The 20100-nt window shown below is 69.9% G+C and carries 17 protein-coding genes and 1 riboswitch; of the genes, 5 read left to right on the top strand and 12 right to left on the bottom strand.

Annotated elements, in window-relative coordinates; translation table 11 throughout:
• Positions 1 to 73: 73 nt before the first annotated feature.
• The 5 genes from AVTE2539_RS09080 to AVTE2539_RS09060 form a co-directional block, all read right to left on the bottom strand.
• Positions 74 to 1294 (bottom strand): GGDEF domain-containing protein, encoded by a 1221-nt coding sequence (locus tag AVTE2539_RS09080; RefSeq protein ID WP_284409907.1) that lies wholly within the window; start codon positions 1292 to 1294, stop codon positions 74 to 76.
• Between the two features lie 165 nt (positions 1295 to 1459).
• Positions 1460 to 3436 (bottom strand): methyl-accepting chemotaxis protein, encoded by a 1977-nt coding sequence (locus tag AVTE2539_RS09075; RefSeq protein ID WP_284409904.1) that lies wholly within the window; start codon positions 3434 to 3436, stop codon positions 1460 to 1462.
• A gap of 370 nt (positions 3437 to 3806) precedes the next feature.
• Positions 3807 to 4391 carry a methionine biosynthesis protein MetW gene (gene metW, locus AVTE2539_RS09070; protein WP_284397602.1) on the bottom strand — a complete coding sequence of 195 codons (585 nt, stop codon included), beginning with the start codon at positions 4389 to 4391 and terminating at the stop codon, positions 3807 to 3809.
• A complete protein-coding gene (gene metX / locus AVTE2539_RS09065) occupies positions 4388 to 5569 on the bottom strand; it encodes a homoserine O-acetyltransferase MetX (RefSeq protein ID WP_284409902.1) in 1182 nt (393 codons plus the stop codon). Before metX ends, metW begins: the two co-directional genes overlap by 4 nt.
• Before the next feature lie 160 nt (positions 5570 to 5729).
• A complete protein-coding gene (locus AVTE2539_RS09060) occupies positions 5730 to 6296 on the bottom strand; it encodes a TMEM165/GDT1 family protein (RefSeq protein WP_272566381.1) in 567 nt (188 codons plus the stop codon).
• 9 nt (positions 6297 to 6305) lie between these two features.
• Positions 6306 to 6503, bottom strand: a riboswitch (yybP-ykoY riboswitch).
• A gap of 224 nt (positions 6504 to 6727) precedes the next feature.
• Between AVTE2539_RS09060 and rbp (AVTE2539_RS09055) the strand changes: the two genes are divergently transcribed.
• Both rbp (AVTE2539_RS09055) and rbp (AVTE2539_RS09050) read left to right on the top strand, forming a co-directional pair.
• Positions 6728 to 7120 carry an RNA-binding regulator gene (gene rbp / locus AVTE2539_RS09055; RefSeq protein WP_092742454.1) on the top strand — a complete coding sequence of 131 codons (393 nt, stop codon included), beginning with the start codon at positions 6728 to 6730 and terminating at the stop codon, positions 7118 to 7120.
• Positions 7121 to 7370: 250 nt separating this feature from the next.
• The gene (gene rbp / locus AVTE2539_RS09050) at positions 7371 to 7976 is read left to right on the top strand and encodes an RNA-binding regulator (protein ID WP_284409901.1); all 606 of its coding nucleotides are present in this window, start codon (positions 7371 to 7373) and stop codon (positions 7974 to 7976) included.
• Between the two features lie 126 nt (positions 7977 to 8102).
• On the opposite strand, the gene AVTE2539_RS09045 is transcribed toward rbp (AVTE2539_RS09050), so the two are convergent.
• Genes AVTE2539_RS09045 through AVTE2539_RS09030 form a run of 4 tightly spaced genes read right to left on the bottom strand, consistent with a single transcriptional unit; the run spans position 8103 to position 11168 of the window.
• The gene (locus AVTE2539_RS09045; RefSeq protein ID WP_284409900.1) at positions 8103 to 8894 is read right to left on the bottom strand and encodes an SDR family oxidoreductase; all 792 of its coding nucleotides are present in this window, start codon (positions 8892 to 8894) and stop codon (positions 8103 to 8105) included.
• A gap of 47 nt (positions 8895 to 8941) precedes the next feature.
• Positions 8942 to 9559: an LPS export ABC transporter periplasmic protein LptC gene (gene lptC, locus AVTE2539_RS09040; protein ID WP_272566386.1), complete on the bottom strand. Its 618-nt coding sequence runs from the start codon at positions 9557 to 9559 to the stop codon at positions 8942 to 8944.
• A complete protein-coding gene (locus tag AVTE2539_RS09035; RefSeq protein ID WP_284409897.1) occupies positions 9556 to 10167 on the bottom strand; it encodes a KdsC family phosphatase in 612 nt (203 codons plus the stop codon). Before AVTE2539_RS09035 ends, lptC begins: the two co-directional genes overlap by 4 nt.
• Positions 10167 to 11168, bottom strand: a complete 1002-nt coding sequence (locus AVTE2539_RS09030; RefSeq protein ID WP_284409895.1) for a KpsF/GutQ family sugar-phosphate isomerase — start codon at positions 11166 to 11168, stop codon at positions 10167 to 10169. Before AVTE2539_RS09030 ends, AVTE2539_RS09035 begins: the two co-directional genes overlap by 1 nt.
• A gap of 58 nt (positions 11169 to 11226) precedes the next feature.
• On the opposite strand from AVTE2539_RS09030, the gene AVTE2539_RS09025 reads away from it, so the two are divergent.
• The 3 genes from AVTE2539_RS09025 to AVTE2539_RS09015 all read left to right on the top strand — a co-directional run bounded on the left by AVTE2539_RS09025 (position 11227) and on the right by AVTE2539_RS09015 (position 16921).
• A complete protein-coding gene (locus AVTE2539_RS09025; RefSeq protein WP_284409892.1) occupies positions 11227 to 13212 on the top strand; it encodes a monovalent cation:proton antiporter family protein in 1986 nt (661 codons plus the stop codon).
• A gap of 132 nt (positions 13213 to 13344) precedes the next feature.
• The gene (locus tag AVTE2539_RS09020) at positions 13345 to 13899 is read left to right on the top strand and encodes an adenine phosphoribosyltransferase (RefSeq protein WP_284409890.1); all 555 of its coding nucleotides are present in this window, start codon (positions 13345 to 13347) and stop codon (positions 13897 to 13899) included.
• A gap of 427 nt (positions 13900 to 14326) precedes the next feature.
• Positions 14327 to 16921: a PepSY domain-containing protein gene (locus AVTE2539_RS09015; RefSeq protein WP_284410656.1), complete on the top strand. Its 2595-nt coding sequence runs from the start codon at positions 14327 to 14329 to the stop codon at positions 16919 to 16921.
• A 63-nt stretch (positions 16922 to 16984) separates the two neighbouring features.
• Here the strand turns inward: AVTE2539_RS09015 and AVTE2539_RS09010 are convergent, their stop codons facing one another.
• The 3 genes from AVTE2539_RS09010 to mnmE form a co-directional block, all read right to left on the bottom strand.
• On the bottom strand, positions 16985 to 17842 hold the full coding sequence (locus AVTE2539_RS09010) for a hypothetical protein (protein WP_284409888.1): 858 nt from the start codon (positions 17840 to 17842) through the stop codon (positions 16985 to 16987).
• Between the two features lie 117 nt (positions 17843 to 17959).
• Entirely contained in the window at positions 17960 to 18454 is a 495-nt protein-coding gene (locus AVTE2539_RS09005) for a Crp/Fnr family transcriptional regulator (RefSeq protein ID WP_272566394.1), read from the bottom strand.
• 85 nt (positions 18455 to 18539) lie between these two features.
• Positions 18540 to 19961 (bottom strand): tRNA uridine-5-carboxymethylaminomethyl(34) synthesis GTPase MnmE, encoded by a 1422-nt coding sequence (gene mnmE, locus AVTE2539_RS09000; RefSeq protein WP_284409887.1) that lies wholly within the window; start codon positions 19959 to 19961, stop codon positions 18540 to 18542.
• Positions 19962 to 20100 lie beyond the last annotated feature (139 nt).

Raw genomic sequence — 20100 nt, 5'->3', positions numbered from 1 at the left:
TCCTCGGGGGCATTCCAGGAAAAGATCCTGCCACCGGCCGCGGCATCCGGCGGGCGCGCCGGTGCGTTGCAGTTCACCGCTCCGGTGGAGGAAGGGTTTCCGGATTGTCGTGCAGTGCGGAGGCGGGCACCACCCCGCGCAGATCGCCCGCGACGGCAACGCGGTTGCGTCCGCTGCGCTTGGCCTCGTACATGGCGCGGTCGGCGGCGGCGATCAGCATGTCCCAGCTGTCACCCTCCTCGATGCGTCCGCCGAACACGCCGATGCTCAGGGTGACCGGCACGGTGTGCCCGCCCAGGTCGAAGCGCGTCTGCTCGATCGCCCGGCACAGCTGGATGGCCAGCTGCCGCGCGCCGTGCAGCGGCGTGTCGGGCAGCACCACGAGGAACTCCTCGCCGCCGTAGCGCCCGATCATGTCCTGCGCCCGCAGGCGCTCGCCCATGGCATCGACCACGCGGCACAGCACCTGGTCGCCCACGAGGTGGCCCAGCCCGTCGTTGATGCGCTTGAAGTGGTCGATGTCCACCATCATGAGCGACAGCGGCTCGCGCGTGCGGATGGCCCGGGCGATGTCGCGGTCCAGCGCGGCGATGGCCGCGCGGCGGTTGGCCACGCCCGTGAGCGGGTCGCGCGCGGCCATGCGGCGGTTGGTGTCGTCGGCGCGGTCGCGCGCCATGAAGATGAAGCCGAACGACGAGGCCTGCTCGGCGATGAAGGTGGACAGGAACGTGGCGTGCTGCAGCCAGCCGCCCTGCAGCAGCCCGTTCAGCGGCATGGCGCCCGTCGCCGCGGCCACGGCGCGCACCACCAGCACCGACATCTGCAGCACGATGCCCAGCGCCACCAGGCCGGCGCCGCGCCCGGGCGACGGAAAGCGCCACAACGTCCACAGCACCAGGGCCAGCTGCGCGGGAAAGACCACGCCCGCCAGCACCAGGCGCATTTCGTAGTCCTGCAGGAACGCCAGGAAGAGCGCCAGCGTGAGCACGACCGGCCCGATCAGCCGCCCCCAGGGCAGCGGGCGGCGGTGGAACTGGCACACGGCCGCCAGCAGGCAGGCGAACACGCTGGACAGCAGGCCGTTGGCGACCACGATGGAGAGCATGTCCGGCACGCGGCCGCGCAGGGCCAGCAGCACGTAGGCCAGCGACTGCAGCACCAGGGCGGCGGCCCACAGGCCCAGGCCATCGCGGCGACGCTCGTGGCCGACCAGCACCAGGCAGGCGGCCATGACGACGGAACCGATGACGGTCATCGCCAGCAGCGTGGGCAGATCGATGGCAAAAGTGGGCATGTCGGGTGCAGTGGGGCGTGCCGGCCAGGGCAGCTCGGGGGCCGCAGCATATACCACCGCACCGGCCGGCCGGTTGGCCCGGGTGGAATGGCTGGGCGCGGCAGCGCTGCGCTGCGCGAGCGGCGCAGCCGTTGGTGCGCCGCTTGGCGCAGGGGCGTGTTCGGCTCAGCCCGCCGCGAGGGCGGGGCGCGCGGGCTGAGCGAGCGGCGTGGCCTGCGCCGTGGTCAGGCGGAACACCTGCACGGCATCCGCCAGCTGCGACGCCTGGTCGCGCAGGCTTTGCGCCGCCGCGGCCGATTCCTCCACCAGCGCGGCGTTCTGCTGCGTCATCTGGTCGAGCTGGTTGACGGCCGTGTTGACCGTGACGATGCCGTCCGACTGCTCGGACGCGGCGGCGGTGATCTCCCCGATGATGTCGCCCACCCGCTGCACCGAGCCCACGATCTCGCCCATGGTGCGCCCGGCGTCCTCCACCAGCCGCGTGCCGGCCTCCACCCGGGCCACCGAGTTGCCGATGAGCGCCTTGATCTCGCGCGCCGCCTCGGCGCTGCGCCCGGCCAGCGAGCGCACCTCGCTCGCCACCACGGCGAAGCCCCGGCCCTGCTCGCCCGCGCGGGCGGCCTCCACGGCCGCGTTCAGCGCGAGGATGTTGGTCTGGAAGGCGATGCCGTCGATCACGCCGATGATGTCCGCGATCTTGCGCGAGCTGGCGTCGATGTCGGCCATGGTGGACACCACCTCGCCCACCACGCGCCCGCCGCGCTGGGCCACCTCGGCGGCCGATCCGGCCAACTGGTTGGCCTGCCGCGCCGCGTCGGCCGACTGGCGCACCGTGCCCGTCAGCTGCTCCATGCTCTGCGCCGTCTGGGCGATGCTGCTGGCGGCGTTCTCGGTGCGCGCCGACAGGTCCTGGTTGCCGGTGGCGATCTCGGCGCTGGCGGTGGTGATGCTGTCCACCGCCGTGCGCACCTGCTGCAGCACCTGCAGGTAGCGCTGGCGCATGCCCTCCACCTCGCGCACCAGGGCGCCCATTTCGTCGGCGCGGCGCGTCTCGAACGCCTGGGTGAGGTCGCCCTGCGCCACCAGCGTCACGGCGCCGGTCAGCTCGCGCAGCGGCTCGCTCACGCCGCGGCGCACCATCGCGAAGATGCCCGCGCCCACCACCGCCAGGGCGACGGCCATCACCAGCCACACCGCCCCCATCGCGCGCCGCTGGCTGGCCAGCGCCTCGTGGTCGGACACCTCGGCCACCACCTGCCAGCCCGAGCCGGTCCGCAGGCTCATGGCCCACGGGTCCGCGCCCTGGGCGGGCAGCAGCGCGGCGGCCTGCGGCACGAAGCCGTCGGCGCTGGTGTTCAGGGCGGCGAGGAAATCGGCCGCGCCCGGATAGGCCTCCAGCACCTTCTTGCCGCGCGCCGTGGGGTGCGCGACGAACACCGCATCCTGCGGGCCCTTGCGCGGATCGATCACGTACATGCCGCCGTGCTCGTAGAACTGCATGCTGGCCACCTGCTTTTGCATCTGCTCCTGGAAAGCCGACAGGTCGTTGCCCACGAACAGGATGGCGATCACCTTGCCCGCCGCGTCCTTCACCGGCGCGTAGTGCGCCATGTAGGGCTTGCCGAACAGCATGGTGCGGCCCGTGTACGGCTGGCCCGCGAGCATGGGCGGGTAGGCGGGGCTGGCGCGGTCGAGCAGCGTGCCCTGGGCGCGCTCGCCCTTTTCGTTCTTCACCGAGGTGGTGATGCGGATGAAGTCCTCGCCCTTCCTCGCGAACACCGTGGCCACGCCGCCCGTGTCCTGGCTGAACTTGTCCACCGTGCCGTAATCGGCGTTCACCGCGACGCCGAAGCTCGTCAGCTGCCCGCTGGCCTCGTCCAGCTGCATGCCGGGGTCGAAGCCGCGCTGGAACGCCTGGGCCGAGCGGCGCACCAGTTCGCGGTTGGCCTCGTCCACCGCGTTGAGCGACTGGCCTACCGCATCGACCGCATCGCGCACACCTTCGGTGATCTGCGTGCGCGCGGCCTTCGTGGTGATGAGCGAGATCGCGATGCCCACCGCAATGAGGGCCAGCGCCACCAGGGACAGGGCCAGCAGGGTGACGCGGCGGGCGACCGATCGGGTGCGGACGGGTGGACTCATGGCGGTTTTTTGGGTTCGGTCGCAGGGAAGGGAGACGGGGCGGATGCGCTGCGGAAGACGCCGACCCCATCGTAAGCAACCGTAACTTTGGCAGGATGAAGGCAATCCTTTAAGGGAAAACCCTATGTACTGAGGGATTCAGTCTGCTTGGCAGCAGCGATTTCGGGGGCGAAAAATGCCTTCAGGGCATGTTTTTCTAGGGCGTATTGCTACATTAATAATAGCAATCGGATGTTCGAGTGTTTTGTAGTGCTCGTGACACTTCCACGGTGTTGGCGACCCGGTGCGGGGGAGCTTGGGCACGTGGGACAGCGCCCGACGCAGCCCCGTGCCTCGGCAAGTCGGCCTCCGGGCCGCAGCCCCGCGCCCGTCAGGCGTGCTCGAAGTGGAACACCGCCGTGCCCGCCAGGGCGTTCGGCAGGAAGCGCACCTCGCGCCCGTCCTGCAGGCCGAACGCGTCGATCACGCGCAGGGCGTTCTTGTGCGCCAGCACCTCGAAATCCTTGAACGTGCCCACGCGGATGTTGGGCGTGTCGTACCACTGGTAGGGCAGCCGGCGCGTGACGGGCATGCGCCCGCGCAGCACCGACAGCCGGTTGGGCCAGTGGGCGAAATTGGGAAACGCCACCACGCCCGCGCGGCCCACGCGGGCCGTCTCGCGCAGCATCACCTCGGTGTTGCGCAGGTGCTGCAGCGTGTCGATCTGCAGCACCAGGTCGAACGAGTTGTCGCCGAACATCGCCAGCCCTTCCTCCAGGTTGAGCTGCACCACGTTCACCCCGCGGCGCACGCAGGCGAGCACGTTGGCGTCGTCGATCTCGATGCCGTAGCCCGTGCAGCCGCGCTCGCGCTGCAGGTACGACAGCATCGCGCCGTCGCCGCAGCCCAGGTCCAGCACCCGCGCGCCGTGCGGCACCAGCCGGGAAATCGCATGCATGGTGGCTTTCTCGGTCATGCGAACTCCTTGGCGATGCTGTCGAAATACGAGCCGATGACGCCCATGTAGCGGGCGTCGTCGAGCAGGAAGGCGTCGTGGCCGTGCGGTGCGTCGATCTCGGCGTAGCTCACGTCGCGGCGGTTGTCGAGCAGCGCCTTCACGATCTCGCGGCTGCGCGCGGGCGAAAAGCGCCAGTCGGTGGTGAAGCTCACCAGCAGGAACCGGGCCGTCGCGCGCGCCAGCGCCAGCGTGAGGTTGCCGCCGTAGGCGAGCGCGGGGTCGAAGTAATCGAGCGCGCGGGTGATCAGCAGGTAGGTGTTGGCGTCGAAATACTCGCTGAACTTGTCGCCCTGGTAGCGCAGGTAGCTCTCGATCTGGAACTCGATGTCCTGCGTGCTGTAGCGGTAGCCCGGCCCTGCGCCGGGCGTGCCGGGGGCGGTGCCCGCCGGCAGCGTCTCTTCCATCACCGTCTGGCGCAGCTGGCGGCCGAATTTTTCGTTCATCACGTCGTCCGACAGGTACGTGATGTGGCCGATCATCCGCGCGATGCGCAGGCCGCGCTGCGGGATCGCCCCGTGCCGGTAGAAGTGCCCGCCATGGAAGTCCGGGTCGGTCACGATGGCCCGGCGCGCCACCTCGTTGAAGGCGATGTTCTCCGCCGTGAGATTGGGGGCGCTGGCCACCACGACCGCATGGCGCACGCGCTCGGGGTACTGCAGCGTCCACGACAGCGCCTGCATGCCGCCCAGGCTGCCTCCCAGCACCGCAGCGAGCTGCTGCACGCCGATGCGGTCCAGCAGGCGGGCCTGCGCGTTCACCCAGTCCTCCACCGTCACCACGGGGAAGTCGGCGCCATACACCTCGCCCGTGTCCGGGTGCGTGTCCATCGGGCCGGTCGATCCGAAGCACGAGCCCAGGTTGTTGATGCCAATCACGAAGAAGCGGTTCGTGTCCACCGGCTTGCCGGGGCCGATCATGTTGTTCCACCAGCCCTCGCTCTTGGGCTGTCCTTCGTACACGCCCGCCACGTGGTGCGAGGCGTTCAGCGCATGGCACACCAGCACCGCGTTGGAGCGGTCGGCGTTGAGCGTGCCGTAGGTCTCGAAGGCGAGGGTGTAGTCGCGGATGGCGCCGCCGCCCTGCAGCGGCAGCGCGTCGGCGAAATGCAGGGACTGGGGCGTGGCAATGAAGGACATGAAAAAACCCGGCGTCGCTAAAAACGAGGCCGGGTCGGTGTGTCTGTCACTTGGCGGACGGGTCTTTAGCGGTATTTATAAAGCGCCCGCAAGCTATGCAAATCGGCGCAAGGGGCACTATACCAAAGCCCGGGCGCGCCGGCCATGGGCCCGTGCGTGTTCAGGCCGCGGGTGCGAAAAGCGCGATCAGCCCCAACGCGAGGAAGATCACCGCCGACACCATGTGCACCGCGCGGATCGGCACCCGCCGCGTGATGCGCTCGCCCAGCCACACCACGGGCGCGTTGGCCAGCATCATGCCCAGCGTCGTGCCGGCCACCACCCACCAGTAGGCGCTGTAGCGCGCGGCCAGCATCACCGTGGCGACCTGGGTCTTGTCGCCCATCTCGGCCAGGAAGAACGCGATCAGCGTGGTGCCGAACACGCCAAAGCGCGGTGCGCCGCCCGATGCGTCGTCGTCCAGCCGATCGGGGATGAGCATCCACACCGCCATCGCGATGAACGACAGCCCGAGACCCCAGCGCAGCACCTGCGGCCCCACGACGGTCGTCACCCAGGCGCCCACGGCGCCGGCCAGCGCGTGGTTGGCCAGCGTGGCGACCAGGATGCCGAGCACGATCGGCCAGGGCTTGCGAAAACGCGCCGCGAGAACGAGGGAAAGGAGTTGGGTCTTGTCCCCCATCTCCGCGAGGGCGACGATGGCGGTCGAAACGAAAAAGGCTTCCATGGGGGCAGGGAGTTGTCCGGCCGGACAGGTCGCAGAGCATTGACTGCACCCCGACGCCGGCCTTTGGGATCGGTGTGCAGTCAATGGTCTCGCCCAGTTCCGATGGAACCGCATGCACCACAGGCCGCGCAGGCCCGAGTTTGTTGATGCATGCCCCCGTGCGGTCTGTGCGCCGGGCGGGCTACTCCCCAAAGACGGGCCGATTGTAACGATGCGCTTCCAGCCTTCGGGTAAATACCCAACGAAAACGTTGCAGACGCGCCAATTTTCGTGCTTGGACCCCGAATAGATGGTTAATAATGGGCCTTGCCTTTCTGCCAAGCAGGAACGCAAGTAGCGGTGATTGGTCGGTTTCGCGTCTTTGAAGTCGTCACAGGTTTGTTGATTGCGTCGGGCTCCATCGCGTTTTCTTGTTTTTTTAGGAGTCCTTCATGGGCAACAAACTCTACGTGGGCAACCTGCCCTATTCTTTCCGCGACGACGACCTGCAACAAACGTTCAGCCAGTACGGCGCCGTGCAAAGCGCCAAGGTCATGATGGAACGTGACACCGGCCGCTCCAAGGGTTTCGGCTTCGTCGAAATGGGCAGCGATGCCGAAGCGCAAGCCGCCATCCAAGGCGCGCATGGTCAAAACTTCGGCGGCCGTGACCTCGTGGTCAACGAAGCCCGTCCGATGGAACCCCGTCCCCCCCGCAGCGGTGGCGGCGGCTTCGGTGGCGGCAACGGCGGTGGCGGCGGCTACGGCGGTGGTGGCGGCCGCAGCGGTGGTTTCGGCGGCGGTGGTGGCGGTGGTGGCTACGGCGGTGGCCGCAGCAGCTACTAAGCTCACGCTGACAGCATTTCAAAAAAGGGTCCTTCGGGGCCCTTTTTTCATGGCTGAGCCAGCGCGTTTGGCCCGTGTCCGGCACCTTGCTTTTTTGCGGAATTTATGGCCCATAATGCATCGGCGAGATATTTTTCGCGTCGACGTTTGCGGGGATCCGTCAGTTTCGCGCATGGGACATCTTTGTGATTCACTGGCTGCGTTTTCGGGACTCCATCGCTTTATCAATGTGTTTTTGAGGAGTCCCGTAATGGGCAACAAACTGTACGTCGGCAATTTGCCGTACTCGGTGCGTGACAGTGACCTAGAGCAGGCCTTCGGCCAATTCGGAGCCGTGACGAGCGCCAAAGTCATGATGGAGCGCGACACGGGCCGCTCGAAGGGCTTTGGCTTCGTCGAGATGGGCAGCGACCCTGAAGCGCAAGCCGCCATCCAGGGCATGAACGGCCAGCCCCTGGGCGGCCGCAGCATCGTGGTGAACGAGGCGCGTCCCATGGAACCCCGTCCCCCCCGCAGCGGCGGTTTTGGCGGCGGTGGTGGTGGTGGCGGCTACGGCGGTGGTGGCGGCGGCGGATACGGCGGCGGCGGTGGTCGCAGCGGTGGCGGTGGCTACGGTGGCGGCCGCAGTGATGGCGGCGGCGGTGGCTACGGTGGCGGCCGCAGTGATGGCGGCGGCGGTGGCTACGGTGGTGGTGGCCGCGGCGAAGGCGGCGGTGGTGGTTATGGCGGCGGCGGTGGTCGCGGCGATGGCGGTTTCCGCAGCCCCTACGGCTCCGGTTCGCGCAATGGCGGCGGCGGTGGCCGCAACGGTGGTGGCGGTGGCGGCTACGGTGGTGGCGGCAACGGCGGCTACTGATCCTCTCCCGCAGCGAGGGCCCTTCCCATCCGTGAAGGCTTCTCGCGCAAGAACAAAAGGCCCCTTGTCAGGGGCCTTTTTTGTGGGCGCCGCCGGCTGGAACCCCGAGGCGGGCCCCGTGCCCGGTCAGTGCGGGGCGCCGCTTTTTTGCCGGTGCTTTCTCGGGCGGCCCGACAGCAGGCGGTCGAAAAGCCCGTTCGGCAGCACACGCAGCAACTTGGCCACCACGCCCATCTGCCAGGGAATGACGCGGTAGCTCGCGCCCGCGCGGATCGCGGCGAACGCGCGGTCGGCAAAGTCACCGGGCTGCATCAAGAAAGGCATGGCGTAGCGGTTCTGCCGGGTGAGCGGGGTGTCGATGTACCCCGGGCACAGCGTGACCACCCGCACCCCCGACGAACGCAATTCGCCCCGCAGGCTTTCGCAGTAGCTGATGACCGCCGCCTTGCTGCCGCAGTAGGCGCCGTGGCCGGGCAGGCCCCGGATGCCGGCGACGCTGCCGATGCCCACGAGCGCCCCGCTGCCGCGTTGGGCCATCGCATCCACGAACGGCTGGAACGTGGCCGCCATGCCGATGTTGTTGGTGGCGAAGGTGCGTGCCATCACGTCGATGTCCTCGCGCACGGCGGTGTCCATGCCCACGCTGATGCCCGCGTTGGCGATGACGACATCGGGCACCCCTTGCCGGGCCATGCAATCCTGGCCCGCCGCCACGATGCTTTCGGGCTGTGCCACATCGGCGCTATAAATTTGATAGCTATCTGCCGGGATGTTGTTTGCGCTGGCCCACGATTGCATCTCTGCCGTGCGGCGGGCCACCAGCGCGAGCCGGTAGCCGGCCTGGTGAAAGCGCAGGGCGAGCGCCTGGCCGATGCCGCTGGATGCGCCGGTGATGAACACCAGGGGGCTGGAAGGCATGGGGGCTCCTGAGGGGTGGTTAGGCATCGTGCGCCGTCCAGTGCCGGTCACTTGCCGGCCGGCGGCATCAGCATGCCCTTCACGCGGCCCTGCAGCTGCATGATCTGGCTGAGGTTGTTGTAGTCCATGGTGTCGGCGGTGAACTGGTCCTTGCCCCGCGTCAGCGTGACCGGCTGGTTCGACTGCACCCGCTCGTCGTTCAGCCACGCGTGCAGGAACTCGCCCCGGAACTGCAGGCGCGGCAGCGGCTCGCGCCCGGGCCGCACCAGGGGCTCGCGGGTGACGATGGCGTTGCCGAACAGCTGCACCTCGGAGCCGTCCGCATTGGTGAGCGCGCGGTCGGCCGTGGCGATGGTCAGGCGGCCATCGGGCGCGACCGAGCGCATGTGGGCCTTGTCGATCTCCAGCGTGTCGGTGTCCAGGTAGTGGCGCGCGAAGTCGCCGCGGACATCGCTTTGCAGCCGGCCGGTGGCATCGAAGCTCTTGACCGAGAAGGTCTTCATGAAATAGTCCGGCTCGTGCGTCGGCGGGCGTTCCTGCACGGGCTTGGCCGGTGTGGGCGCGTTGCGCACCAGCCACCACGTGCCCAGCGCCATGAGCCCCATGAGGGCCACGGGAAGGTAGATGGACAGCCGGTCCCAGCCCCGGCGCAGCGTGGCGATCATGCGGTGTAGGCCTCCAGCAGTTGGGCATAGCGGCCACTGGCCACCAGCAGCAGGTCGCAGAACTCGCGCGCCGCGCCGGCCCCGCCCGCTGCGGCGGTGACGTGGTGGGCCACGGCGCGGGCCTCGATGTGAGCATGGCAGGGCGCGCAGGCGAGTGCGCAGCGGCGCATCAGAGGCAGGTCGGGCCAGTCATCGCCGATCACGGCGGCCTGTGCCCAGTCGAGTCCCAGTTCGGCCAGGATGGATTCGGCGGCCGGGCGCTTGTCTTCGGTGCCGAAGCGGGCATGCACCACGCCCAGGTTCTTCAGGCGCAGGCGCAGCGCGGGGGCATCGCGGCCCGTCACCACGGCGGGGGTGATTCCGGCCTTTTGCAGCAGCTTGATGCCGTGGCCGTCGAGCGTGTGAAAGCGCTTGAGCGTCTCGCCGGCTTCGCTGAAGTACAGGCCGCCGTCGGTGAGTACGCCGTCCACGTCGAAAAACGCCACGCGCACGCCCTGCGCGCGCAGCAGCAGTTGCGCATCGAACTGCAGGGCGGGCTGCAGGGGCGGCAGCGGCTGGCTGGCGGGCGTTGCCGCACCGGCCGTGGCGCGGGCGAGGGGCTGGTCCATCAGATGACCTTCGCGCGCATCAGGTCGCCGATGTGCACCACGCCGACGAGAAGACCGTCCGGATGGGCCACCAGCACGCTGGTAATGGCGTGGCGCTCCATCATCTCGGCGGCGTCCACGGCCAGCGCGTCGGGGGCGATGGTGCGCGGGCCGGGGTGCATGACCTCGCCCGCGGTGGCGCCGCGCAGTTCCGCGCCGGCTTCGATGCGCCGGCGCAGGTCGCCGTCGGTGAAGATGCCGAGCACGCGGCCCGCACCGTCCACCACGGCCGAGGCGCCCAGGCGCTTGGCGCTCATCTCGCGCATGAGTTCGCTGAACGATGCGCCGGGCGCCACGCGCGCGATCTCCTCGCCCGAGCGCATGACGTCGCTCACGTGCGTGAGCAGCTTGCGGCCCAGGGCCCCGCCGGGGTGGGAGCGCGCGAAGTCTTCGGACCGGAACCCGCGGGCGTCCAGCAGGGCGACGGCCAGGGCGTCGCCCATGGCCAGCTGCGCGGTGGTGCTGGCGGTGGGGGCCAGGTTGAGCGGGCAGGCCTCGCGGTCCACGCTGCAGTCCAGCACCAGATCGGCATGGCGCGCCAGGGTGGACTGAAGCCCCCCGGTCATGGCCACGAGCGGTACGCCCAAGCGCTTGAGCACGGGCAGCAGCACGGTGAGCTCGGCGCTTTCGCCGCTGTTGGAGATGCCCAGGACCAGATCGCCCGGCGTGACCATGCCCAGGTCGCCATGGCTGGCTTCCGCAGGATGCACGAAAAAGGCGGGTGTGCCGGTAGAGGCCAGGGTGGCGGCGATCTTGCGGCCGATGTGGCCGCTCTTGCCCATGCCCATCACCACGACGCGCCCCGTGGTGGCGAGCACGCGCTCGACGGCGCTGGCGAAGCTCGCGTCCACACGGGCCGACAGGCCGGTCAGGGCGGCGGCCTCGATATCGAAGGTTTCGCGGGCCAGGCGCAGCGCCTGGTCGGCATGGAAGGGCGCAGGCGCGGCGGGGGCGGAAAGCATGCGCGGATTCTATCGGCCGGACCATGGGCCTGCGCCGCGCCTGGGCTAGCATCCGTGCATGTCCTCACTTGCCTTGACGTTGCTCTACCTGCTGGCTGCCGTGCTGGGGGTGGTGGCGTGCCGCAGCCTCAAGCTGCCGCCGATGCTGGGCTACTTGGCGGCGGGCATCCTGATCGGGCCCCATGCGCTGGCGCTGGCCCAGAACTCCGAAGGCGTGCGCCACCTGGGCGAGTTCGGCGTGGTGTTCCTCATGTTCGCCATCGGCCTGGAGTTCAGCCTGTCCAAGCTGCGCGCCATGCGGCAGTTCGTGTTCGGCCTGGGCCTGATGCAGGTGGCGCTGACCATGGCGGCCACCATGGCGGGCGTGCTGCTGCTGTCGCGCTACGTGGGCGGCATCTGGGACATGGGCTGGCAGACGGCGCTGGCCCTGGCCGGCACGCTGGTGATGAGCAGCACCGCCATCGTGGTCAAGCTGATGGCCGAGCGGGCGGAACTGGAGAGCGAGCACGGCCGCCGCGTCCTGGGCATCCTGCTGTTCCAGGACCTGGCCGTGGTGCCGCTGCTGGTGTTGATCCCGGCGCTCGGCTCCCGGCCGGACCAGCTGTTCGTGGCGCTGGGCCTGGCGCTGCTCAAGGCCACGGTGCTGGTGGGCGTGCTGCTGGCGGGTGGCCAGCGGGTGATGCGCTGGTGGCTCACGCTGGTGGCGCGCCGCAAGAGCGACGAGCTGTTCATGCTGAACCTGCTGCTCATCACGCTGGGGTTGGCCTGGCTGACCGAGACGGCGGGGCTGTCGCTGGCGCTCGGGGCCTTCATCGCCGGCGTGCTGGTGTCCGAAACCGAATACCGCCACCAGGTGGGCACGGACATCCGGCCCTTCCACGACGTGCTGCTGGGCCTGTTCTTCATCACCGTGGGGATGATGCTGGACTGGCACATCCTGCTGGAGCGCTGGGCGCTGGTGCTGCTGCTCCTGGTGGTGCCCCTGCTGGTCAAGGCCGGCGTGATCCTGGTGCTGGCGCGCGGCATGGGCGCCACCACGGGCGTGTCGCTGCGCACGGGGCTGTATCTGGCGCAGGCGGGGGAGTTCGGTTTCGTGCTGCTGTCGCTCACGCAGGAGCACGGGCTGGTGCAGCCCGCGCTGATGAACCCCATCCTGGCCGCGATGGTGCTGTCGATGCTGGCGACGCCGTTCCTCATCCTGTACAGCAACCGCATCGTGATGAAGCTGGTCGCCAGCGACTGGCTGCAGCAGTCGCTGCAGATGACCACCATCGCACGCAAGTCGATCAACACCAGCAAGCACGTGCTGATCTGCGGCTATGGGCGCTGCGGCCAGAACCTGGCGCGGATGCTGGAGCGCGAAGGCATTCCCTACATGGCGCTGGACCTGGACCCCGACCGGGTACGCCAGGCCGCGGCGGCCGGGGATTCCGTGGTGTACGGCGATGCCACGCGGCTGCAGGCCCTGATGGCGGCCGGGCTGGTGCGCGCCAGTGCCGTGGCGGTGACGTACCTGGACATTCCCGCCACGCTCAAGGTGCTGGCCAACACGCGCGAGCACGCGCCGCAGGTGCCGGTGGTGGTGCGCACGCAGGACGACCAATACCTCGACAAATTGCAGGCCGCCGGCGCGACCGAGGTGGTGCCCGAGGCCATCGAAGGTTCGCTGATGCTGGCCAGCCATGCGCTGGCGCTGGTCGGTGTGCCCATGCGGCGCGTGCTGCGCCTGGTGCAGGACCAGCGCGATGCCCGCTACAACCTGCTGCGCGGCTACTTCCACGGGGCGGACGACGACACCGTGTCCGAGCGCGACCAGGAGCGGCTGGCGTCCATCACGCTGCCCCCCGGGGTGCGGCCGCTGGGCCAGACGCTGGGGCCGCTGGCCCTGCATGCGATGGGCGTTCGGGTGGTGAACCTGCGCCACAAGGACGGCCGCATGTCGCAGCCGGACGATGCCACGGTGCTGGCGGAAGGCGACACGCTGGTGCTCTCGGGCCACCCCACGGCGCTGGCGCTGGCGGAAGACGCCTTGCTGCGGGTGTGAGCGTCCGGCAGCCGCAAGCGGCTGCCCCGCCGATACACTGCATTCCTTCCCTTCTTTCCCTCCCCCTGGCGTGGCGGCACCTGTGCTGCCGCGAGCGGGCGGCCTTTTCCTTCCAGCCTTCTCCACCGCGCCATGCAAGCCCTCAGCGTCAACGAATACCTTCGCCAGCACATCCGCACGGTGCCCGACTGGCCCGCGCCGGGCGTGCAGTTCCGGGACATCACCCCGCTGCTGCAGGACCCGAAGGTGTTCCGCGTGCTCATCGATGCCTTCGTGCACCGCTACATGGACCGGGCCCTGCGGCCCGATGTGGTGGCCGGGCTGGATGCGCGCGGCTTCATTCTGGGCGCGGTCGTGGCCTATGAGCTGAACGTGGGCTTCGTGCCGATCCGCAAGAAAGGCAAGCTGCCCTTCACCACGGTCGAGGAAACCTACGAACTGGAATACGGCAGCGCCACCGTGGAGTTGCATGCCGACGCCGTGAAGCCGGGCGACCGCGTGCTGCTCATCGACGATCTGATCGCCACGGGCGGCACGATGATGGCGGGCAAGAATCTGCTAGAGCGGCTGGGCGCGATGGTGACCGAGGGCGCGGCCATCGTGGACCTGCCCGAGCTGGGTGGCTCGCAGCGTCTGCGGGACGCGGGCCTGCCGCTGTACACGCTGGTGGACTTCGCCGGCCACTGAGTCCGGGACGGAAAGCCGCTGGCCGGGCCCGCCACGGCCCCTGGGTGGGCAGGCGCGATAAAATTAGCAATCATTCTCATCCGGCGGATTCGTTCCGGCGTTCGGCTGGAGACCGCCGCGGCGTGGGGCGTTGGCGCTGCTGCAGATGGAATGGCTTTTCTCGTTCGCTTCTTTCCTGGGTTCCGTCCGCTATGTCCCGCCTTGTCCCGTTCGACCCGCGCCGCTCCGGCCTGCGGGCTGTCTCTCTTTCCGCCCCCGGCCAGGCTCTGGCGCACGCCGGACCTGGCGAAGGGGCGGGCCTGTGAACCGCGACGGCGCCACATCCCAGCCGCTGGCCCGGAGCGCTGGTGCGTTGGCCCCTGACGGGGCTTGCCAGCCGCAGGGCGGGGCATCGGAGGCCCGGCGTGCACCATGGCGCCGGCTGGCGCTGCCCTCGCTGCGGCAGGCGTGGTTCCAGGTGCACTGGTTCCTGGGCATCACGGCGGGGACCGTGCTCGTGGCCATCGGCTTGTCCGGGGCGCTGCTGTCCTTCCATGAGGAAATCCTGGACGCCCTCAACCCCGGCGTGCGCCAGGTCACGCCGCACGCCGGGCCCATGCTCACCCCGCAGCAGATCGTGGACGCTGTGGCGCGCGTGCCCGGCTACCCACGCATCAGCACCCTGACGGTGCAATCGCAACCCGGTGCGGCGGCGCGGGTGATCTTCCAGGCGCGTCCCGGCGAGCGCCGGGGCGACACCGTCTACGTGCACCCCTACACCGGCGCGCTGCAGCCGGCGCTGAAGGGGCAGGACGCCTTCGAATGGATCGAGGCGCTGCACCGCTGGCTGCTGCTGCCGCGCGACTCCGGCCGCGTGGCCACGGGCGTGCTCGCGCTGTGCCTGCTTGCACTGTCGCTCTCGGGCCTGTACCTGCGCTGGCCGCGCCACCCGCTGCGCTGGCGCACCTGGCTCACGTTCGATCCGGCGCTCAAGGGCCGCTCGCTCCTGTGGGCGCTGCATTCGGTGGTCGGCACGTGGGCGCTGGTGGTGTACCTCGTGCTCACCGCCACCGGGCTTTACTGGGCGTTCGATGCGGTGCGCGACACGGTGGACGGCTGGGCCGGCATTCCGCGCCCAGCGCGCACGGCAGCCCCTGCCCCGCGCGCGGGCGGCAAGGCCGGGCCCGATGCCGCCGATGCCGCGCCGCTGGACCTCACGCGCGCCTGGCGCACGTTCGAGCAGCGGGCAGGGCCCTGGACTCAGGCCAGCCTGCGCCTGCCAGCGCGGCCCACGCAGGCCGTGCAGTTCACCTGGCTGGCCGCGGACGCGACGCATGACCGCCAGCGCAACCGGATGTCCATCGAGCCCTTGACCGGCGAGGTACCGTTGGACGACCGCCATGCCCAGCGCAGCACCGCGGCACGCGCGCTCGCCACCATCTATCCCTTGCACATGGGCACCTACTTCGGCCTGCCCGGCCGGGTGGCGGTGATGGTGGCCAGCCTGGCCATGCCGCTCTTCGCGGTCACCGGCTGGATGCTCTACCTGGGGCGCCGTCGCCAGCGCCGTGCCACGGAGGCCGCGCGCGCCGCCCACGGGCAGCCCGCACCACTGGCGGCAGGCGGCGCGGCGCAGGGCGCCGACACGCTGCTGGTCGCCTACGCCAGCCAGGCCGGCCAAGCCGAGCGCATGGCGCTGCAGAGCGCGGCCGCATTGCAGCGCGCCGGCTTGGGTGTGGCTGTGCAATCGCTGCAGGCGCTCACGCCCGCGATGCTGGCCGGGCACCGCCGCGTGCTGCTGGTGGCCAGCAGCTTCGGCGAGGGCGAGCCGCCCGACAACGCCCGCCGTTTCGCCCGGTTGCTGACACAACAGCCGCTGGACTCGCTGCAGGGCGTGCGCTACGGCCTGCTCGCGCTGGGCGACCGCAACTACAAGCGCTTTTGCGGCTTCGGCCACGCCCTGGACGAAGGCCTGCGCCGGGCGGGCGCCGTGCCGCTGTTTCCGCTCATCGAAGTGGACGATGCAGATCCTGCGGCCCTGGCCCGCTGGAGCGAGGCCCTGGCCGCACTGGACGGCGTCGCGCATCTGGCCCTGGAGGGGGCGTTGGAAGGCGGTATGGCGCCCATCTACGCGCCGTGGCGCCTGGAGCGGCGCGATTGCCTCAATCCGGGCAGCCTGGGCCACCCCTTGTTCGAGGTGTCGTTCACCGCAGGCACCCCGGCCGAATGGCATCCGGGCGCCTTGGTGGAGGTGCTGCCGCGCCACGCGCCCGGGGCCGTCGCGGCCTGGTTGCAAGCTGCGGGCGCCGATGGCGCTGCGCCGGTGCAGCACGGGGGCGGCAGGACCACGCTGGCCGAGGCCCTGGCGGTGAGCGTGCTGCCCCCGCCGCCGTCGGACGCTGCCGGGGCATCTGCCCAGGCCTGTGCCGATGCGCTGGTGGCCCTGGCGCCTCGCACCTATTCCGTGGCCTCCCTGCCTGGCGACGGCGCGCTGCAGTTGCTGGTCCGCCAGGAGCGGCATTCCCAGGGGCTGGGGCTGGCGTCGGGCTGGCTCACCGCCCATGCCCCGCTGGGTGCCGAAGTGGCTTTGCGCCTGGTGGCCAATCCGCGCTTCGATGCCGCCCCGGGCGACGCACCTTGCCTCTTCATCGGCAATGGATCGGGCCTGGCAGGCCTGCGCTCCCACCTGCGGGCCCGGGTGCGTGCGGGCCACCGGCGCAACTGGCTGCTGTTCGGCGAGCGCCAGCGGGCCCATGACAACCTGTGCGCCGAAGAAATCGGTGGCTGGCAGAACCAGGGCTTTCTCGAACGGCTGGACCGGGTTTTCTCCCGCGATGGGGAGGCCCATCGCCATGTGCAGGACCGGCTGCGCGATGCGGCGGGCCCCTTGCGCGAATGGATCGCGCAGGGCGCGGTGGTCTATGTGTGCGGCAGCGCCGAAGGCATGGCGGCCGGCGTGGACGCGGCGATGGTGGAGGTGCTCGGCGCCGATGCCGTCGATGCGCTGATCACCGAGGGCCGCTACCGGCGCGACGTGTACTGATCCGTTGCAGGCCGACACGCGGCGGCGGCTGGGGGATGAGGCCCGTGCCGCCGCTGGTGCGGCTCAGCGCAGGTCGCCGTACTGCGTGTTGCTCAGATCGGGTGAGCGCGCGTCGCTGCCCGGCATTTCCGTGTCTTCGAAACCGGTGGGCGTCGAAGGCAGCAGCGGTCCCGAGCGCGTGGACACCCCCGTGCGCGGTGCCGGTGCGGGGGGCTTGGCCGCGGCGGCGTTGTCCAGGGCCCGCTTGAAGGCCGCCACTTCGTCGGCCTCAATCGGGTCGAACGCCTTGGCAGGGGCGCGGGCCGGCGGCGCTGGGGGCACCAGGGGCGCGCTGCGCGGCGCGAGCAGCGGATCGATGGGCGGGGCGGCCACGGGTGCAGGGGCCGGCGCGTGGGCCGGAGGACGCGCCACCGGGGCCGGCACGTGCAGCACGGAAGGGCCGGCTACGCCGTGGGGCGCGAGGCCTTTGCTGGGCATGCCGACGGCCACGTGGTCGTTGATGCGCCAGTACACGGCGGTCACCAGAATGTCGAAGCGGGTCTTGGCGGTCTGGGCGATGAGCGCCTCGATCTCGCTCAGGCGGACGGTCTCGCCGCCGTATTCGCGGGCCAGGTCCATCATCACCAGGAACTGGCGGCCGCGCTGGTCCAGGGACAGCACCTTGAATTTGTAGCCCGCGGACAGCACGCCCGCGCGGACCATGGCATCGCGCACCACGGTGTAGAGCAGTTCGCGCCGCTCCATGCGCTCGTTCTTGCGGTTGGCCGCGTGTTCTGCCGCAGGCTCGGCCATCGGTTTGCCGGGGCCGCGTCCGGGCACCAGGGGCACCGTGGCGTCTGCATTCAGCAGACCGGAGGGCTCCACCGCCGGGCGCTGCCGGGGCGCAGGGGGTTTGCGGTTGAACCAACTGAAAAGTGACATGCCGTGCCTTTTTCGGATAGCGCCAAAAGTTCGAAAACGAGTGTAACGCGCGCTCCGGGAGCCAATGGCTTTCCCGCGTCCGCAGGCGCCGGCACGGGCCCGATGGGGGCTCAGGTGTCAGGTCGCAGCAACACGCCGGCGGCGGTTGCCGAGCCGCTTGGACAGCACCGAACCCATGGCCATGGCCAGGCTGAGGGCCACGGCCGGCTGGCGGTTGGAGAGCTCGGAAAACCGCAGCGCCGTCAGGTTCCAGAGCTTGGACGGAGCGCCTGCCTGCACGGTGGCGGTGCGGGGCTTGTGCGAGAAGAAGGCGCTCTCGCCCACGACGGAGCCGGGGCCGACGATCGCCAGGCGCAGGCGGTCTTTTTCGTCTTCGTAGTGCACGCTGAGGCTGCCGCTTTCCACGAAGTACAGCGTGCGGTCGCTGGCGCCTTGCGTGAACAGGGTGTGGCCGGTGGCGAGTGACATGGGCAGCAGGTAGCCCGACAGCAGGTCCCATTGCTCCGTGGTCAGCGGGTTCATCATGCTGTCTTCCGCCGGCGCTTGGGCGATGGCCTGCACGAGACCCGTGAGGTCCATTTTTGGGGTGTGGGATGACAGCACAGCATTCATAGTGGCGCGGAAGTTAAGCCCGATGCGTTCGGCGCACAAGCACTCTTTACCACTCCTTACAAAACGCAACCGTTCCGCGGGTGCGTCATTTTCCGATGCAGAAGCTGGAGAAGATCACGCCCAGCAGATCGTCGGAGGTGAATTCCCCCGTGATGGCATTGAGGGCCTGCTGCGCCAGCCGCAGTTCCTCGGCCAGCAGATCGAGCGCCGGGCCTGGCGAATGCAGCTGCGCCGCGGCCTCCATCAGGTGGCCGTCCACTGCCTGGAGCGCCTGCAAATGCCGCGCCCGAGCGATGTAGACGCCCTCGGGGGCCGACTGCCATCCGGCCACGTCCAGCAGCAGGCGGCGCAGTGCGTCCAGCCCGTCCCCCGTGCGGGCCGAGAGGTGGACCGCCGGTCGGTCCGGCATGGCGGTAGCGCTGTGGCCCGGTGCCTGATCGGTTTTGTTCCACACGTCGATGACCGGCACATGGCTGGGCAGCGTCCGGGCGATGGTGCCGGCGATGTCGGCATCGGCCGACTGGTAGTCGGCCGCATCGGCGCGCGTGAGGTCGTGTAGGAAGAGCACGGCGTCGGCCGCGGCGATCTCGTCCCAGGCGCGCGCGATGCCGATCTTCTCCACCTCGTCGTCGCTCTCGCGCAGGCCCGCCGTGTCGATCACGTGCAGCGGCACGCCCTCGATCTGGATGGTCTGCTGCACCTTGTCGCGCGTGGTGCCGGCGATGGGCGTGACGATGGCCAGCTCGGCGCCAGCCAGGGCATTCAGCAGCGAACTCTTGCCGGCGTTGGGCTGCCCGGCGATCACTACCTTGATGCCCTCGCGCAGCAGCGCGCCCTGGCGCGTGCGCTGCATGACGGCGGCCAGCGTCTGCTGCAAATTCGACAGCTGCCCGCTGGCGTCTGCCTTGCGCAGGAAGTCGATTTCTTCTTCGGGAAAGTCGAGCGTGGCCTCCACCAGCATGCGCAGGTGGATGAGGGCATCGCGCAGGCGGTGGATCTCGTGCGAGAACGCGCCCGCCAGGGAACGGCTGGCGCTTCGCGCCGCGGCTTCGGTGCTTGCATCGATCAGGTCGGCAATGGCTTCAGCCTGCGCCAGATCGATCTTGTCGTTGAAGAAGGCCCGCTCGGTGAACTCGCCCGGTTGTGCCAGGCGCAGGCCGGGCAGGCGGGCCCGGCCGCTGGCCGCGTCGGCCTGGGTGGCGGCTTCCAGGCAGCGCGCCAGCAGTAGCTGCAGCACCACGGGGCCGCCGTGCGCCTGCAGCTCCAGCACGTCCTCGCCCGTGTAGCTGTGGGGCGCGGGAAAATACAGCGCCAGCCCCTGGTCGATGGACTGGCCGGCCGCATCGCGAAAGGGCAGGTACGTGGCTTCGCGCGGTCGCAGGGCGCGCCCGCACAGCGCCTCGGTGAGCGGTCCCAGACCCCGGCCCGAGACCCGCACGATGCCCACGGCGCCGCGCCCCGGTGCGGTGGCGATGGCGGCGATGGGGTCGGAGTGGCGGGGCAGCATGCGAAGAGAGTGGGCTGGGGGACCGGGGCATGATAGCTGCGCCATTCGCATGGCACACCCCTGCACGGGGCGCGGCACCACGCCCGCAAAAGACAAAGCCCGCCAGGGGCGGGCTTTGCGTTCGGTCCGATCGGAGGGC

Origin of the sequence: Acidovorax sp. SUPP2539 (assembly GCF_030158975.1) — a bacterium.
Lineage (GTDB): Bacteria > Pseudomonadota > Gammaproteobacteria > Burkholderiales > Burkholderiaceae_C > Paracidovorax.
The sequence above is the reverse complement of the archived record's forward strand: the minus strand, read 5'-3'. Positions and strand labels throughout refer to the sequence as shown.